13 protein-coding genes are annotated in these 17,754 nt (G+C 48.1%); 7 read left to right on the top strand and 6 right to left on the bottom strand.

The features are described from left to right. Positions 1-7 precede the first annotated feature (7 nt). Positions 8-1,966 (bottom strand): serine hydrolase, encoded by a 1,959-nt coding sequence (locus tag NST99_RS24045; RefSeq protein WP_341094935.1) that lies wholly within the window; start codon positions 1,964-1,966, stop codon positions 8-10. A gap of 311 nt (positions 1,967-2,277) precedes the next feature. Between NST99_RS24045 and NST99_RS24040 the strand changes: the two genes are divergently transcribed. From NST99_RS24040 to NST99_RS24030, 3 genes are all read left to right on the top strand, one after another. Beyond that, a complete protein-coding gene (locus tag NST99_RS24040) occupies positions 2,278-2,679 on the top strand; it encodes an Rrf2 family transcriptional regulator (RefSeq protein WP_341094934.1) in 402 nt (133 codons plus the stop codon). A 95-nt stretch (positions 2,680-2,774) separates the two neighbouring features. After that, entirely contained in the window at positions 2,775-3,671 is an 897-nt protein-coding gene (locus NST99_RS24035; protein WP_341094933.1) for a methyltransferase domain-containing protein, read from the top strand. A gap of 161 nt (positions 3,672-3,832) precedes the next feature. Further along, a complete protein-coding gene (locus NST99_RS24030) occupies positions 3,833-4,354 on the top strand; it encodes a hypothetical protein (protein WP_341094931.1) in 522 nt (173 codons plus the stop codon). Between the two features lie 88 nt (positions 4,355-4,442). On the opposite strand, the gene NST99_RS24025 is transcribed toward NST99_RS24030, so the two are convergent. Continuing rightward, positions 4,443-5,801, bottom strand: coding sequence for a response regulator transcription factor (locus NST99_RS24025; RefSeq protein ID WP_341094929.1), 1,359 nt, complete (start codon positions 5,799-5,801; stop codon positions 4,443-4,445). Continuing rightward, a complete protein-coding gene (locus tag NST99_RS24020; protein WP_341094927.1) occupies positions 5,779-7,509 on the bottom strand; it encodes a sensor histidine kinase in 1,731 nt (576 codons plus the stop codon). Before NST99_RS24020 ends, NST99_RS24025 begins: the two co-directional genes overlap by 23 nt. Before the next feature lie 324 nt (positions 7,510-7,833). Here NST99_RS24020 and NST99_RS24015 point away from each other — a divergent pair, with 324 nt between their 5' ends. Genes NST99_RS24015 through NST99_RS24000 form a run of 4 tightly spaced genes read left to right on the top strand, consistent with a single transcriptional unit; the run spans position 7,834 to position 13,353 of the window. Next, a complete protein-coding gene (locus NST99_RS24015) occupies positions 7,834-8,718 on the top strand; it encodes an ABC transporter permease (RefSeq protein ID WP_341097737.1) in 885 nt (294 codons plus the stop codon). 15 nt (positions 8,719-8,733) lie between these two features. Continuing rightward, entirely contained in the window at positions 8,734-9,603 is an 870-nt protein-coding gene (locus tag NST99_RS24010; RefSeq protein WP_038595090.1) for a carbohydrate ABC transporter permease, read from the top strand. A gap of 23 nt (positions 9,604-9,626) precedes the next feature. Continuing rightward, a complete protein-coding gene (locus NST99_RS24005) occupies positions 9,627-11,303 on the top strand; it encodes a hypothetical protein (RefSeq protein WP_341094926.1) in 1,677 nt (558 codons plus the stop codon). A gap of 55 nt (positions 11,304-11,358) precedes the next feature. Beyond that, positions 11,359-13,353, top strand: coding sequence for a beta-galactosidase (locus NST99_RS24000; protein WP_341094924.1), 1,995 nt, complete (start codon positions 11,359-11,361; stop codon positions 13,351-13,353). Positions 13,354-13,456: 103 nt separating this feature from the next. Here NST99_RS24000 and NST99_RS23995 read toward each other — a convergent pair whose 3' ends face one another. From NST99_RS23995 to NST99_RS23985, 3 genes are all read right to left on the bottom strand, one after another. Next, complete coding sequence (locus tag NST99_RS23995) at positions 13,457-15,079, bottom strand: MDR family MFS transporter (protein WP_341094922.1); 1,623 nt, start codon at positions 15,077-15,079, stop codon at positions 13,457-13,459. Positions 15,080-15,101: 22 nt separating this feature from the next. Then, on the bottom strand, positions 15,102-15,530 hold the full coding sequence (locus NST99_RS23990; protein WP_341094920.1) for a MarR family winged helix-turn-helix transcriptional regulator: 429 nt from the start codon (positions 15,528-15,530) through the stop codon (positions 15,102-15,104). A gap of 913 nt (positions 15,531-16,443) precedes the next feature. Continuing rightward, entirely contained in the window at positions 16,444-17,658 is a 1,215-nt protein-coding gene (locus NST99_RS23985) for an ROK family protein (protein ID WP_341094918.1), read from the bottom strand. Positions 17,659-17,754 lie beyond the last annotated feature (96 nt).

Genomic DNA, 17,754 nt, shown 5'->3' with positions numbered 1-17,754 from the left:
CTTGTTGTTACAGCAGGTTTTGCAGCAGCCGGTAGATTAAAGCTGCGGCCTCCTGATTCAGCATTGGATCCTGTGCCCTGTAATTTACTTGCCCGTCTGACAATTCTGCGTCAGGACCATAAAGGCCGCGGCCAACCACATACTGGACACCCTCAGCGGCCCAGTCCGAGAAGGGCTTCTGCACAGCAGCCTTCACCGGGGCGGCTCCCAGACCAATATGGGCAATCCGCCAGACAAAGGTTGCAGCCTGTTCACGTGTCAGAGGCAGGTCGGGGCCGAAATAACTGCCCGGCAGTCCTTGAACGACACCGTAATCAAGCGCAGTCTGAATGGCAGTCTCATAAGGGCTGCCCTTGGTGTCTTTGAATGCGCTGGGCCGGGCCGATGATTGAAATCCGGCAAGAGGTATCAACTGGGCAATGAATTGTCCGCGTGTAACTGGACGATCCGGCTGGAAGGGTCCAGTGCTTTCAGGAATGGCGCCCAGCTGAACAAGATTATAGATGTATTTGGCATAGGGATGATCAGAGCCTACGTCGCTGAAGTGCTGGGGCTCAGGCAGCTTTTCAAGCCAGCTGTCGGGCTGGTTGTAATAGAAGTACAGCACCTTGCCGTCGGCATCCAGCTTGAAGCCGGCCGGCTTGTCTTCTTCATCATAAAACAGCAGTTCCTCAGTCTGCCGCAGCTTATGCTCGCCGAACACATCCTTAACCAGCAGTGCGCCGTCTATTGCGGTGACCTCCGAAGTTAAGGCTGGTGTTCGCAGGTGGCGGTACAAGCCTGCGAAACGCTGCAGCTGCTCTTGGGTAGCTGCAGGCTCGATGGAAGCGGGTGCCTTGCTTGTCTCAGGGAAATAACGGTTCATGAACTGATGGAACATGGGCTGGCGCAGATTACCTTTATCGCTGTTCAGTGCAAGAAAGATTCCCGTGTTCTGTTCAGGCAGCAGCCATAGATTAGAATGAAAGCCGGATAAATCGCCGCCTTTCTCTGCAACCTTATATCCGTTGTAGTCCTGCGAGTAGGTAGACTCGAAGGCATAACCGTTTCCTGGGACCTTAGGATGGATCGTTACGCTGCTGTGCTCCATGGCCTGTATGGATTCTGGTTGGAGAATCCGGTTCTCCCCCTTCTTCCCGCCGTTCAGCATCGCAAGCATGAACTGGGCCATATCCTTCCCGGTAGAAGTCATGCCGCCTTCAGGAGCACTAAGCGGGTCGTTGGGAATCTGCCCGGTCGGCTGCAGCTGATTATCATAAGGGGTGGCCATCCGCTTGATCACCTTATCATCAAAAATGAAGCTGGTGTTGCCCATTCCTAGCGGTTTGAATAGCTTTTCGGCCATGTAATTCTCAAAGGGCATCCGGGAGACTTGTTGAATGATGTAACCTTGCAGGGAGAAGCCGAAGTTGTCATAGCGGTAGACCTCACCCGGCTTGCGGACGATGGTAGGCATCTTCTCCTTCACGAATTTCTCCAGTGTGGAAGGGGTCCCGGATTCAAGGACATCTCCGTTGTCGAAACCGGTAGTATGGGTCATTAGATGTTTGAGGGTAAGCGGGAATCCGCTTGTGTTGTTAATGTGCAGACCCGTCAGATAACTTTGCACGTCTGTGTCCAGATCAACCTTGCCTGATTCGCTCAGCTGCATCACGCCTGCTGCAGTAAACAGCTTGGATACGGAAGCCAGGCGAAACAAGGTCTTCTCCGCATCAACCGGCTGTTTGGCAGCAATATTGGCATACCCATAGCCCTGGTTCAGCAGAATTTTTCCATCCTTTACGATGACTAGAACAGCTCCAGCCAGCTGCTCCTGTATCTCTGGCTGCTTAAAAAAATCATCGCCAAACCGCTTCGCGTCCTCCATGTTGAGCGTAACCGCAGAGGGTGAGCCTGGCGGACCGGCGGCAAAGGCAGAGAGGGGGAACATCAAGAAGGCCATAACAACAAGTATAATTTTTCTCATAAATGTGCTCCTTTGATCAGGTTGAGCCCTTATCCTATCATAACTGCATCAGCCTGAAATCCGTAGAAGCGGGCAGCGGGCGCGGATCAGCCGCATGAATTTTGCGGGAGCACGCAAAGGGGAGGCTGGAAGCCTGCGCCTGATTTGGCCTTGCCGAAGTTTATACAAACACCAATAAGAAACCTATTAGTATTCTCAGCATGTTATAATTGGAAATTTATGCAAATGTGCTACATAACAGCAACAGCAGCTTGCAATCCGAGCGAATAAAAGTTATTATAGACTAATAAAGTCTTTGATTGAGGTGGAAGATGAAATATTCAAAGGCAACAAATTATGCGCTGCATACGATGCTCTTTTTGGTGGTGGCTGCGTCCGACAAGCCGGTAGGCGTACAGCAGCTGGCAGAGCGGCAGGAGGTTTCCCCTACGTATCTGTCCAAGATATTGACCAAACTTGTGAAAGCTGGACTGATCGAGTCGGCATCGGGTGCGAATGGCGGTTATCGGCTCAAACGTAAGAAGGAAGACATTTCATTTCTCGACATCATTCATGCCATTGAAGGCACGGCCTCGTTGTTTGATTGCACGCTAAATCATCCCAGCGAGTGTCTGATTCAGCAGGAAATGGTGGAAGCTGAACGGCGGATGGAAGATTATTTGCGGAATAAAAAAATCTCCGAGCTTGCTGCACAGATAACGGTGGCTTTATAACCGCCGTTATTTTTGCAATTAAATTATAGATATAATAAGTCTGTTAAGTCTATTAAATGCAGGCTAAATGATATTCAAGAAAGGGATGAGCAAAGATGGCAACAGATTTATTTGATATTCAATTGTGGGAGCAGGCGTGGAAGGAGGACCCCTCATCCACGGCCAACCAGATGAAGCGTGCTGGAATTGATCCCACGCATGGGTTCGATCACAAGGCCAAGGTGTTTGATGAAGAGGTATTCAGTGAAGGCGGAAGACGCAGAAGCGAGCGGATCATCGGCTGGATGGAAGGGCAGGGAGTGGATTTTGCCGGACTCAGCGTGCTGGATATCGGTGCGGCTTCAGGGGGCTTCAGTGTACCCTTTGCCGAGCGCGGGGCCAAGGTTACCGCTGTTGAGCCCAACGTACCGCTGGCTGATTTATTTGAAGCCAATACAGCCCGTGTCAGCCCCGGAAAAGAAAAGATAACCTTAGTGCGGGAAGCTTTCGAGGACCTTGACATAACTGCAATGGGCTGGGAGAAAGGGTTTGATCTGGTATTCGTCTCCATGTGTCCGGTGATCATTGACTGGGATAGCGTAGAGAGAGTGCTGAGCTGTGCCCGTCAATATTGTTATATCAGTACTTCAGCTGGGAGCAGACAGCATAGTCTTATTAATGAGGTGATGCCGCTGCTGACCGGTAGGAAGATGCACCCGGATTCCTCAGATATGGCGTATTTGAACCAGCTGCTTTACTTGAAAGGCTATGCCTATGAGTCCATTGTGACACGAGAAATGAAAAGCACCGAAATTTCCGTAGAGGCGGCAATTGAAGAGGTCTTGCAACTGTTGAAGATGCATCATCTGCCTGCCCACGAAGTTTCCCGGAATATTGTTACGGATTATATACGCAGCACGTATCAGGAGAAGAAGGTAACGGTTCAGCAGGGCGGACGTTTCGGCAAGGTGCTGATCCGGCTGCAGGATCAGAATATGTACAGCAAATCATAAAACGTATAATTAACCGCTTCAAAGGTGTATTTTCCTTGTGGAAATACGCCTTTTTTCTTTGCGGCCGCAGCAGAAGGCGAAAATTGTCGGCCAACGATTTCTATCAGGAGCTGTAAAATGCTAAGATAGTAGTACATTATTTAACGGGGAGTGAATTTCTTATGAAAAAGATTGCTGCCGGATTTCTTGCCGGGGCAATACTGATGGTTAGTGCGCAGGCGCTCGGGGCTACCTCTACTCTGGTAGGAAAGAAAATCCAAGCGGAATATACAGTCAACGTATACGGCAAGAAGCTGGTAGATCCAGCCATAATCATTGATGGAAAAAGCTATGCCCCGGTGCGCGCCATCGGAGAACTGGCTGGCTATAAGGTTTCGATATCCGGCAAGAATATTAACCTGGATGAGAAAGATAGCGGAGCGGGCGCATTGGCCAATGATAAAAATACCAATGCTGTCCTGGGACCGCGGCCGACCACAACACCGGACCCTTTGCCGGCGGTCACCAAAAATAAAATCAAGCAAATTGACGAAAAAATTGATACTGTTGTCGATAACATTCTGGTCACCAGCAGCCTGCTGAAGACAGATGCCAATAATGCTGAATTGAAGCTTAAGCTGGAGCAGTATAAATCAGAATACACAGATCTGCTGAAACAGAAGGATCTGGAGCTGCAGAAGTAAGGAAGAGCACTTGTGTATTCCCGTTAAATGATATAAATACAGGGCGGTCCCCATTCTCTCACTTAGAGGATGGGGACCGCCTTGTTTATTATTGAATCTGTTGTCTGCGGTATTGATAAGGTGTGATTCCATACTGATCCTTGAACAGCTTGATGAAATACTGCGGCTTCTTGTAACCGACCATATGAGAAATATCGATTACATGCAAATTGGACTCTATCAATAGCTGGGAGGCTTTTTCCAATCGTTTGGCTGCAATGAAGTTCGATAGATTCTCACCGGTTTCCTGCTTATACACTTTAGACAGATAGACAGGATGAAGATGAACAATTTTACCCAGATCGTCCAGGCTCAAACCATCGCCGATATGACCGGCAATATGAGATTGTATGGTTTGGACAATATGGCGGTTAGACAATTTTGCGCTTCGCTCGAATTGGGTGATGCAGAGCAGAATGGACTCAAGTGCAGCGTCCGGCTCTGCCAGTTGACTGAAGATCCAACCTGCGACCTCAACCTGCTGCAGCCGGCTGACAGAGAAATACACCCGCTGAATAAAGTCGAGCAGATAGAGAATTTTCTGCTTTCTGGAACCAAGCTGGGCGAAGGTCTTGAGAATGTTCTTTCTGGTCAGCTCCCATTCTCCAGGCTCCCACTTAGGATGAGCAGTACAGTCCTGCAGCAGGGTACAGTCACCCGCGTGAACTTCCTCCTGGTAATAAAACTGGCAGAAGATTTGCCGGACGGCATTCTTCCGGCTAAATTCAAATTTCTCCGAAAAGGAAATATTGCTGATGCTGTGCGCGAGCTTCTGAGCGTCGGATTCCAGGATTAATCCTGCCAGCCCCGGGCCTGTCGTCCAAATCAATTGATCCAGCTCCCGGCTGTTGTCTCTTAAGGTGATTTCATCTGCTCCCTCTGCATCTGGAACCTGAAAGAAGCAAAAGGTCTCCTTCAGCAGTACGGTATCATAAGCACTGAAATCAGTGCCTGCGGGGGAGGGTCCGCCAATAACGGACAGCAGATAACCCAGCCCGTCAAATTTCTCCCACGTAATCTGGGGCTTCAGCTGCTGCTCATCAATGCTTTTGAGCACTTGCTTCATCGCTTTCTCCATATCCTCTTTATCCACGGGCTTCAGCAAATAATCCAGAGCGCCCAGCCGGATCGCTTTCTGCGCATAATCAAATTGAGAGTAGCCCGAGAGAAAAACCACTTTGGTCTTAAGCATGTTCTCATTAATATGCTCCAGCAAATCAATGCCGGACACCTCGGGCATGCGGATATCCGTAATCAGAATATCAATCTGATTCTGGTTCAATAATTGCTTGGCTTCAACCGAATTAGTTGAGGTCACAATCTGGTGTATGCCGAATTTCTTCCAATCCAGCAGATGTTTTAAGTATTCAACAATGTAATGTCCGTCATCCACAATCAGTAATCGCATGTTCTCCTCCTTCATCCAGCGAGAAATCAATGTAGGCCATCACGGACAAGCCGCCCCAGTCATTGGTGAAGAAACGCAGGCCGCTTAATTCGCCGTAAGCATTTTTAAGACGCTGATGTATATTCCACAGACCGATTCCTCTGGAGCCTGGCGGAGGGGATTCGCTTTCGACCCTTGCTGCCAGCAGAACGATTTGCTCCGGCGCAAGCCCCTTGCCGTCATCCGCAATGATGATCAGCGCACCGTCATCAAGAGCTTTTAACTCTATGGAGACCCGATGGGCGCCTTGCCGCTCTTCAATGCCATGCTGGATGGCGTTCTCTACGATCGGCTGGATAATGAGCGGCATAATACGATGTTCTCCCAGCTCCGGGGGCAGGTTGATTTCATAATGAATCTCTTTGCATAGGGACATGATGGATAAAAAATGATCCGCAAGCTGCAGCTCAGAGGCCAGAGTGGCGTCATGGCGGTCCAGCTTCGTCAGATAGCGGTAATATTCAGCCAGATGTTTGCTCATCTGCATGACAGCCTCCGGAGACGTCTTCGCCATCGACATAATGAAGAAGAGGCTGTTATACAGAAAATGCGGATTGATCTGCGCCTGCAGCTGCTTCACCTCGGCATCTCTCCGCAGCTCTGTTTCAATCTTCAGGGACGCAAACAGATTCTGGGTTTTGAGCACCATGTGGTTAAAGCTTTTGAACAGATTAAAAAATTCATTAACGGGATTCTCGCTGATCCGTGTGCTGTAATTCCCTTGCTCCACCTGATAAAATTTCTTGCCCAGCAAATGAACATTCCGGTAGAAATTCCGGTAGAACATCAGAATGACGATCAGCCCAATAATCAGAATGACCAGGATACTGCCCACGAATACCTGCTGATTCCGGTCCAGCGGATTCAGGAAATCACTCATCCTTGTATATGTCACAAGATATGTGTCAATAGGCTCGATATATTTAGACAACACATAATAGTCGTCCTCGCCGGTATGATAGTCAAATTTCAGGATTCGCTGCGTATCCGGTGTGATCGTCTCCTTGGCTTTTTGCACGATACGACTGTCTACAGGTTTGCCGCTAATCACCAGGTTGTTGTTCACAAGGAAAAAAGCATTGGAGCTGTCGCCGTTAACCGCTTTGCCCAGCAGGCTGACCAGATATTCCTTCTTGAGCTTCACGCCCACGATGTATTGAATATTTGCCGGGTTTTTGGGCTGATGGATGTAGGGGTAGACTGAAAAATAATACAGGCTGTTATTATAGGTCTGCCAGCCGCGCTCAGTGACCTGTTCGAAGGGAAGCTTAGCCAGCGAATCATGGCCGGTCTGAATAAAGGTGCCATCCGGCTTCCAGTAAATCCCGATGGATTCTACCGCCAGACTCGAAAAGAGCTGATCCGATAACCGCTCTGAGATTTCATTCTTATTCATCTGTCCATCATAGTTGCTTAAATCCTGTTTCCGGCTCTGATAGAACCGCACATCATTGTCGGCGGTATACTGGATACCGTACATGCTTGCCTCGGAGATGACACCATCCATAATGCTCTCCGCATAAGCCAGCTGATTTTTGGAGGAGTTGATCAAACTGTCCTGAATCGTTCTTGAACCCAACGTATTCATGATAAAAAACAGTCCCAGCGTAAGCAGCAGAAAAAAAACGAAAAAGTAGATGAACCGTTTCATATTCACTTTTTTAATCATATTCACTTCCTCGTTCCCCAATACTGGCGGTTGCCGGATTCGTGTCCTTCCGTATAAATCTATCATAATTGATTAAATTCAAAAGAAAAAGATTATTCAGCCGCAAAATGAAAGCGCTTATCAAACATGTTTAGGGATTGGTTATGATCTTTAGATTAAGACATTTTAGGATGAAAGCGCTTTTGCTAACATTAAACCTGAAAGAAAAACTTCTTGGCATGATAAAAGGGGGTAACACAAATAGCTCAGGTTATAAATACCCAAGCGGGGACGTTAAAGACAGATGACAGGAAAAAAAGCAGCAAAAATCCCTGGAACAAGGAGATCAGGAAAAACTGGCCGCTGTATGTGCTCTGTATCCCGGCACTCGTATTTGTTCTTATCTTTGCGTACGGACCGATGGTCGGCCTGGTGATGGCTTTTCAGGATTACAAGCCCTGGCTGGGACTTACCGGCTCAACGTGGATCGGCTGGGACAACTTCGCGAGAATCTTCCAGTATAAAGAAGCGACACAGGCCATTACCAACACGCTCATCATTGCTGTAATCAAAATTATTGTCGGCATTATCGTTCCAATCTTCATGGCAATCCTCTTAAGTGAAATCAGAAATGTGGGAGTCAAGAAAAGTATCCAGACCTTGGTGTATTTGCCCCATTTCTTATCATGGGTAACCGTTGCCGGAATTATGATTGATATTCTGGGACTGGACGGCGGCATCAATCACTTTCTATCCAATCTGTTTGGATCGAAACCGATCTTCTTCCTGGGTGATCCGGTCCTGTTCAGGCCGACGGTTATTATCAGTGACCTGTGGAAAAATTTCGGCTTCGGCATGATTGTCTACCTGGCGGTCATCACCGGGATCGACCCTTCCTATTATGAGGCTGCAGAGATCGACGGCGCTTCACGCTGGCAGCAAATCAGGCATGTTACTTTGCCGAGCATGATGCCGATGATCATCGTCATTGCTACGCTGAGCCTGGGGAATATCCTCGATGCGGGCTTTGATCAAATCTTTAACCTTTACAATCCGCTTGTCTATAGCACAGGAGATATTATCGATACGTACGTGTACCGGTCTTCCTTATTGAATGGACAATACGGGTTCGGTACTGCCGTCGGGCTGTTCAAATCAGGCATCAGTTTTATATTGATCGTCATTTCATACCGGATTGCCTATAAGGTTGCCAACTACAAGATATTCTAGAAAGGAGCATGGAGAGTGTATCATAAGTCCAAGGGATATAAGATCTTTTCGTTCTTCAATTATATATTTCTGATTCTGATTGCATTATCATGCTTCTTGCCTATGCTCCATCTGCTCGCGCAATCTCTTAGCAGCAAGGCCGCGATAAACGGCAATCTGGTCTCCTTTTGGCCGGTGGATTTCAATGCGGACGCCTATGTCAAAACCTTTAAAAACTCCAACTTCACCGGTTCCATGCAGGTATCCGTGTTCAGAACCGTACTGGGAACCTTAATCAGCATGTTTATTATTACGACTGCGGGTTATGCCTTATCCAAGGATTTCCGCGGACGCAATGCCTTGATGTGGGTTTTCATCTTCACCATGCTGTTCTCCGGGGGATTAATTCCGTCCTATATCCTGGTCACGAAGCTTGGATTAAAAGATACGATCTGGTCCTTGGTGCTTCCGGGTGCCTTTGGCGCGTACAATTTGATTCTGATCATGAATTTCTTCAAGACCATTCCGAAGGCGCTGGAAGAAGCCGCGTTTATCGACGGAGCTTCGTTCTTCGTGATTTTCCGCAAAATCTACCTGCCGCTGTCGCTTCCCGGCTTGGCCACTGTGGGATTGTTCATCATGGTCGGGCACTGGAACGCCTGGTTTGACGGTATCCTGTATATGTCGAATACTGAGAACTACCCGCTGGCATCGTTCCTGCAGACGGTCGTCGTCCAAGGCTCTGCCCAGAGTATGGCGCTCAGCCAATCGGAAGCGGCAGCGATGTCGGAGCAGAGCATCAAGGCAGCCCAGATTTTTATCAGCACCTTGCCGATCATTCTGGTCTATCCCTTCCTGCAAAAGTATTTTGTGAAAGGCATCGTGTTAGGTGCAGTCAAAGAATAACCCACTATAAAGGAGCCTACTCAATGAAAAAAACAGGTGTTTTACTCTCCGCCGCTTTACTGATGACTGGATTGCTGGCGGGCTGCGGCTCGGATAATAAGGGATCAAGCTCCGCTGCGGAAGCAACGCTTAAGGACGGGAAATATGATCCTCCGATTACGATCAGCATTGCGAAGCAGCAGGATGAAAATGCCGGAAAATACATCAACGGCGAAAGCCTGAATGACAATGTCCTGACCCGCTGGGGTAAAGAGCATCTCGGCATCCAGATCGAGACTACGCTGCTCGGCGGCGATGCGACCCAGTATAACACCAAGCTGCGGCTCGCGCTCACCGGCTCCGAGAAACTCCCGGATGTTCTGCCTGTCTATGACACCTCGCTTGAGAATGACCTGATTCAGTCCGGGCTGGTCAAAGATATTACAGAGGACATCAGCAAATATATGCCTGAGCGGCTGAAAGAGATTTATAAGGAATACCCGACGGCCTTCAATCCGGTCATACAGGACGGCAAGGTGTACGGCATGCCGATTGCACCTAATTTGACGGAAGGCCAAGTGATGCTCATCCGTCAGGACTGGCTGGATAAGCTGAACTTAAAGGCACCGACAACCCTCGATGAGTTTGAAAAAGTGATTGCTGCCTTTACGAATGATGATCCCGACGGCAATGGCAAACAGGATACCTACGGATTTGATTTCTCCGGTAAGGATTCTTACAACACAGGCTGGGTCAGTGACTCCGTGATGATCTTCAGCGCCTACACCGGCAAGCATCTTCCGGGCCAATGGTATAGCGAGGACGGTAAGCTCACTTACGGGTCGGTTGCCGAAGGAACCAAGGATGCGCTTGCCAAACTCCGCGACTGGTATTCGAAAGGGTATCTGAACAAGGAATTGGCTACACAGGGCGCATGGGATGCACTGGCTGACTTTACCGAAGGCAAAGCAGGCATTATTATTGGCCGGCCTTGGCTGTACGGCAGTGTTAAGGATGTTGAAACCAACGTTCAAGGTGCCAAAATCAGTGCTTATCCCACGATCAGCGGTGTCAGCGGAGATAAGACCTATCAATCCGGTCAACAGAATGACGGAGTGTTCATGTTCAATAAGGATTTTAACAATATGGAAGCTTTCTTCCTGTACTACGACAAGCTGTACGATGCGGCATTCGGCACGGGTGACTTCAAGTACGGATATGCCGAAGGTTATGATTATGATACCGTAAACGGCGAAGTAGTCTTTGATTCCAAGAAATTCAACACGCCCATGGATGCTGCCCAAGGTGTAGGCAAGATGTCCTTTACCAAGAATACGCCAAGCGTTGACGGCCCGGGCAAATCGTTCTATGATCTTGCGCAAGGTGCGAAGCCGGATAATGGGGTTCTGATGAGATCGGCAGCCAATGATGCAACCGCCAAAGACGGATATGTTATTTCTTATGAGAACAGAGATGTGCTGCTTCCTAACGCCTTCAACGGACCGCCGACCAAAACGATGCAAACTTCGTGGGAACAGCTGAACACCATGGAGAAGGAAACCTTCACAAAGATCATTTACAGCAAAGAACCGCTTGAAGCTTACGACACCTTTGTTAAGCAATGGCATGACAAAGGCGGCACGCAAATTACAGAAGAAGTGAACGATTGGTACACTAATGCCAGCAAAGTCGATGTAATGTCCAATATGGGCCTGAAATAAGCCGATTATGGGAAATTAATGAAATCAATTATTTCTGAGAAAAGAGGATTTACTTATGAACCTTACGATCCCATTCTCCAATGAATGGTTTCAAGCTGAACATGATTCACGAGTATCTCCGACTCCGTCCGGCGGCTTCCGGTTGAACACTACGCCCGAGGGCGGGGGGATGGAGCTTCTGCCGGGCAGCCTGGACAGTTCTGTATGGCAGGAATACGAGTTTATGAATGCAGAGGTGTATCACGATTCACATGATGTACTGGTGCTGCTATTCAGTTTCCGTGATCAGGACAGCCGTATGATCACCTATCATACTGGCATTTTGCCGGGCGTCAGAACGGTGATCTGTTTGCCGCTGAAGCATCTGAACGGGGAGAAGCTGTTCCTTGACCGTTATCCGGGTGTGATGCAGACCGTGCTCCGCGGAGATGCGAGGGTCGACCGGAAGCGGATTGCCGGGTTCTCCATCGCGACCATTCCTTCAACGACAAGCCGGAGTGTGGAGATTAGCGGATTGTCCCTCAGTGGAGCCGAGCCGGATTTCACCTACGATTACCACCCTTATATTGATGGGCTGGGCCAGCTGAAAGGCAGAGATTGGCAGGGGAAGACGGCCAATCAGGCGGAGTTGAGCGAAAGGCTGCATTTAGAACGGCAGCTTGCAGCTGCGGCTGATTTCAGCGCGAGCGGTCTTGGCCGGTACGGAGGCTGGAAGGGACTTGCATTTCAGGCGACCGGCTATTTCCGGACGGAATTTGACGGCAGCAACTGGTGGTTTGCCGATCCGGACGGCTATGCCCTGTTCAGTACGGGAATGGACTGTGCCGGTCCGGCTTCTCCCATGCACGTAACCGGCATGGAGCATTTGATCCCGCAGCTGCCGGGGCGGGAAGGGAGCTATCATGAGGCCTGGTCACAGGCTGGGCAGGAATTCAGCTTCGGGATCGCCAATCTGATCACAACCTTCGGGTCGGAGTGGCGGTCCGCCTGGACGGAGCTGACCGAATACCGGCTGAGACAGTGGGGATTCAATACGATCGGCAATTGGTCCGATGACGGATTTATCAAAGGCTCGGAGCTTCCCTATGTGTATCCGCTGTCTGATTTTCCGGCGACGGAGCAGACGATCTTCCGCGATTTCCCCGACGTGTTCAGCCGGGAGTATGAGCAGAATGCAGAGGAATTCGCGAAGCAGCTGGTTCCGCTGCGCGGAGATCGGCGGATGATCGGCTATTTCATGCGCAATGAGCCGCATTGGGCATTCGTGGATAGTCTGAATTTAACGCAGCTGATGCTGAAATCACCGGTCCGTTATGTCAGCAAGGAGCGGTTCATCCAGTGGCTGGGCGAGAAGTATGGGACTGTAGAGCAGCTGAATGAGGCGTGGGCCAGCAGCTACGCCAGTTTTGAACAGTTGTACACACCGCACGATACGGCAGCCTCGGATCATCCTGGAAGGGAAGCGGACTACGCACAATTCAACCGGATGATGATCCGGCGGTATGTGGAGATTCCGGCACGCTTATGCAAGCAGGCGGACCCGAATCATCTCAATCTGGGCATGCGTTATGCCTGGGTGGGCAGCGACGATGTGCTGGAGGGCTGCGAGTGGTTTGATGTCTTCTCGCTGAACTGCTACCAGTTCGCTCCTGACCGGGAACAGATCATGTATATCAGCGAGCGGCTGGGCAAGCCGGTCATGATCGGAGAATATCACTTCGGCGCAGCGGACGGCGGCATGCTGGCTTACGGCATACGCGCAGTGGCAACCCGGGAGGAGCGCGGCAGTGCCTACCGCTATTATGTCGAGCAGGCTGCAGCCATTCCGCAGCTGATCGGGGTGCATTATTTTCAGTGGAATGATCAGCCGGTGCTGGGGCGTTTTGACGGGGAGAATTACGGGATCGGCGTGGTGGATGTCTGCAACCGGCCGTATGAACATTTTGTACAGGCAGCGAAACAGGCCCATGAGCAGATGTATCCGGTGCGGACCGGCCTTGTTGAACCCTATAATGTACTTCCTGCAGAGATACCCAAAACAGGATTCTGACGGCACAATCCTAACTAATTACACTAAAAGGGCAATCCATGGTCACAATGACCCCGGATTGCCCTTTATTTAGAATATTAGAATGTGATTTAATCCATTATACTTAAGCTTTTTCTACCGTAAGCTTGGAAGGATTCAAGCCTTCCGCTTCCCCTTCGGCAGGAGCCTTGTTCGAAGTGCGGAGAGGCAGCTCCTTCAGGAAGAAGACCAGAATAAAGGCGACAACCAGTACGATGGTCCCTGTCAGGAACACGGTGGACAATGTCTGGCCCAGAGCGTCACGGATGCTGTCAATCATCTGTACGAAGATCGGCTGGGCATCGGCTGGCAGGCTGGCTTGTGTCTGCTCAAGCAGCGGCTTGTTCATCAGTGCCTGCGGATTGGCGAAGGCCGTCATTTGCTGGGTCACTGCCGGATCCAGCTGAGAGAAGTCCGCTGCCGAGGAAGACTGCAGGGCTTCCTTGAGATGTTTCGTAAGATTGTTCGACATAACAGTCCCCATCACTGCGATACCGATGGTGCCGCCGAGGTTACGGAACAGCTGAGACGAAGCGGTAACTGCACCCAGCTCCGTATGGGAAACTGCATTTTGCGTAGCCAGCGAGAATACAGGCATACCCAGACCAAGACCGAGGCCGAATACGATCATACTCAGGACTGCCATTGGCACATTGTTCATGAATACCATAATTGCCATGCCGGCAATCATAACCGGTACGCCGATCAAGGCATAACGTTTGTATTTTCCTTTTTTGGCGATCATCTGACCGGTAAAGGTACTGGCAACCACCATAACGATCGACATCGGCATTGTGACATAACCGGCGTAAGTGGCGGAGATACCGAGCACACCCTGCACGAAGAACGAGAGATAAATCATCGCGCCCATCATGCTGAAGTTCATAATGAACCCGATCAGGTTGGAAATCGTAACTACACTGTTTTTAAATAAATGAAGCGGCAGAATCGGATTCTTCGCTCGGGTTTCGGTGAACAGAAAGATAAGCAACGAAACAACGGATCCGGCTAACAGGCCAAGAATTTGGGATGAACCCCAATCATATTCTGTACCTGCCCAAGAGAAGGCCAGCAGCAGCGGAACAATGGTCGTCGTCAGGAACAGTGAGCCGAGATAGTCGATGCTTGTAGACTCTCCGCGTTTGGCTTTCGGGAACAGGGCCAGGATCAGCGCAAAAGCAACAAAGCCGAGCGGCAGGAAGATCCAGAAGAGCCAGTGCCAATCCATATGGTCAACAAGATAACCGCCGAGTGTCGGTCCAAGTACACTGGAGAAGCCGAAGACGGCCGTCATTAGGCCCATCCATTTGCCGCGTTCACGCGGAGGGAACAGGTCGCCTACAGCTGTGAATGCGGTGGACTGGATAATACCGGCGCCCACCCCTTGAATCCCACGGTAGATGATGAACTGATACACATCATCCGAAGTACCGGTCAGAAAAGCTCCGACCATAAATATCAGAATCCCTGCCAGCAGAAAGGGCTTGCGGCCGAACATGTCGGACAGCTTGCCGACAAGCACCGTGGCGATTGTTGAAGTCAGCATGTAAATATTGATCGTCCAGGTATAGTAATCCATACCGTCCAGGATCGCGATAATGCGCGGCATAGCCGTGCTGGTAATCGTCTGATTGATCGCGGCAAACAGCATAGCTGCCATAATGGCGATCATAATGGTAAGCTTGCGCTTATCAGATAAATGTTCCATTGATTTTTTCCCCACCGTTTTTTTATTTTTTGTCTAATTCCGAAATTAATACTCCAAAAATTCTTCTTAAATGTGCGATATCCTCATCAGGCAAGATGCTGAAGTAGGAGCCCATGATCTCCTTTTGTTTATTATGCGCCTCCTCGATTGCAGCTTCCCCTTCCTTCGTCAGTGTAATATTAACCACTCGCCGATCGTCAGCCGCCCGTTCCTTCCCGACGTAACCTTCAGCAAGCAGCGAGTCTGTAACACCTGTGATTGCCGCAGGGGTCATGTTAAGCGCAGCGGCCAGCTGGGATACCATCATCGGGCCTTCCTTGGACAGAAAATGCAAAGCCTTGAATTGGGTCAGGCTAAGGGCAAAGCCTTGTTTATTCCAACCATGAGCCATTCCTTTCAGTAACGTTTTGAACATGGTAGAGATTTCAAAAAAATCATTGTGATCGGACAAAACTTCACCTCCGTAAGCTGTATGGAAAAACGCGGACAAGTTAATTTAGCGTTTAATCATTAATTGATAAATAGTTAAATACTAAATTATTAAGCTGTGAATCAATATATCACCCTTTTTTTATCCCGTCAAGACAACAAGCTATATAGATTGAACTTAAAAACTTGAGAGAAGGGAAAGGAGGAAAGTACTTTTTATTACCGCACATCCCCTAGTGGAGTCCGCATCTTATAGCTTTGCTGTAGGTAAAGCATAGATAAATATGTGTTCGTCACGCCTTTTTGGAATTTTTCATATCTTCGGTGATGAAAGCTTATATTGATGCTGTTCCTGTGGCATCGTCACCTTCAAGTCATCATGAATTTCTTCGGTGTACCTTCATTCTATTGCGAGAGCTAAAGATCTTGCCAATGTGGGATGCTTACTGTGGATGGTGTTATGGATTCTCGAAGGGCCTGCGGACATTTCATCAAAATCACTTAGAATTACCGATCAAAGTGTTGTCGGGTGGTCTTTTTGTATACAAAGCACCGGTTGGTAAAAACCTTCAAGTAATCAATTACCTTCAAGAATTCAGTCCAACCTAAGCAGCCAGTCGCCGAACTTCGGTGGCTGGCTGCTTAACATTTACAAGGTGTTTCCTCTGTCCTGTTCGCCAGGAGTACACAGTTATGAAAACTCAGCTTGGTTAAACCAAAGTTCTCTAATCTAATGGGTTGAAGAAAGGTTGAAATCATGACTAACAGTTTGTACCCTTTATGACGAGCAACTTACCGATCCCCATTTTCTTTACATGCTTCTTTTTCTGCTGAAGAATAATCATGTGAATGCACTTCTTCCAAACTAGGTAATATGAATTGAAATGTTAAAGGATTCAGGTTCCTATCACGTAGATAGGAACCTGAATCCTTATTTATACAGGTATTTCTTCAGTGAAATAATCCAATACCATACAACCAGCCCCCTGAGCCACAATGTTATAGGCTGCTGTTGATTTAATTATTTCGACTTTAGTATTTGGATGAGAACTTATACGGTCCTGTGCAGTTTTAGCAGCGACATCAAAAAAACGCGGTTTCGGCACTAGTGTACCTCCAAAAACGACAATTTCAGGACGCAATAAAAAAATAAGATTACTAAGGCCAATCCCAAAATAATAAGCAGCATCTTCTACCACAGATAAACAGAGCTCATCGTTTTGTTCTAAAGCATGCAATATATGAAATAGATCAATATCTTCAACATCATTTACTTCATGTGAAAGCATGGAAGGTTTGCCGCGTTTTATGAGCCGAACCATCTCCTCGCGAATAGCTGGTAAACTACTGTAAGCTTGAAGACATCCATATGAACCACATGAGCAACGCCGACCATGGATATCAATAATGATATGCCCAAAGGTATCCTCCACTTCACGTTTACTACTGACTAATTTTCCTTGTGAGATCGTACCACACCTAATTCCGATATCACTGGATACAAACACTAAGTTGTCCGTCTCCTTCCAATAGTTCATTCGATATTCAGCAAGAGCAGCTAAGTTGGTTCCGTTTTCTAAGAAAACAGGAATATCCATTTTGTTTTTTAAGTAGTCAACAATATTCAGATCCCATCCACCTGCAGGAAAGTGCTGAGGGTGCGAAATAACCCCCATGTCAGGGTTGAACGAATCCAACACTCCAATTCCAATACCTAATAAATTCTCTTTAGGAATCTGATTCTGAGCCAATAAGCTATCAACGCATGTTGCAATATAGTTTAATGTAAATTCTCCAGTGAATTCAGACGTCATTTTTAATTTTTCAACGCTTATGATATTAAGCTTTAAATCAAGGAGTAAGATCGTAGTAAATAGACTTGTTAGTTCTACACCAACTAAATAATTCGAATCTTGCTTAATAACATAGGCTAGAGGTTTACGTCCACCACTTGATTTTCCAATCCCACTATCATAGATAAGACCTTCCTCAACGAGCTCTTCCAGTAAACGACCACAAGTTACATGTTTAAACCCAGTATGTTCAGTTAATGTATTAATGGTTACAGGACCCAATCTACGTACTAAGCTATATAACAGCTTCAAATTTTTTGCTTTAGGTGAGGATAAGTCCTCAAATTTATTTAGCATTTTTTTTCTCCTTGATCTGTGATCTATAGGAAACCAATCAAAACAGATATAGTTTATTATCCAACTTTTTTAATCATAGTTCCACTTCATTTAATT

Origin of the sequence: Paenibacillus sp. FSL L8-0470 (assembly GCF_038008625.1) — a bacterium.
GTDB lineage: Bacteria > Bacillota > Bacilli > Paenibacillales > Paenibacillaceae > Paenibacillus_AQ.
The sequence above is the reverse complement of the archived record's forward strand: the minus strand, read 5'-3'. Positions and strand labels throughout refer to the sequence as shown.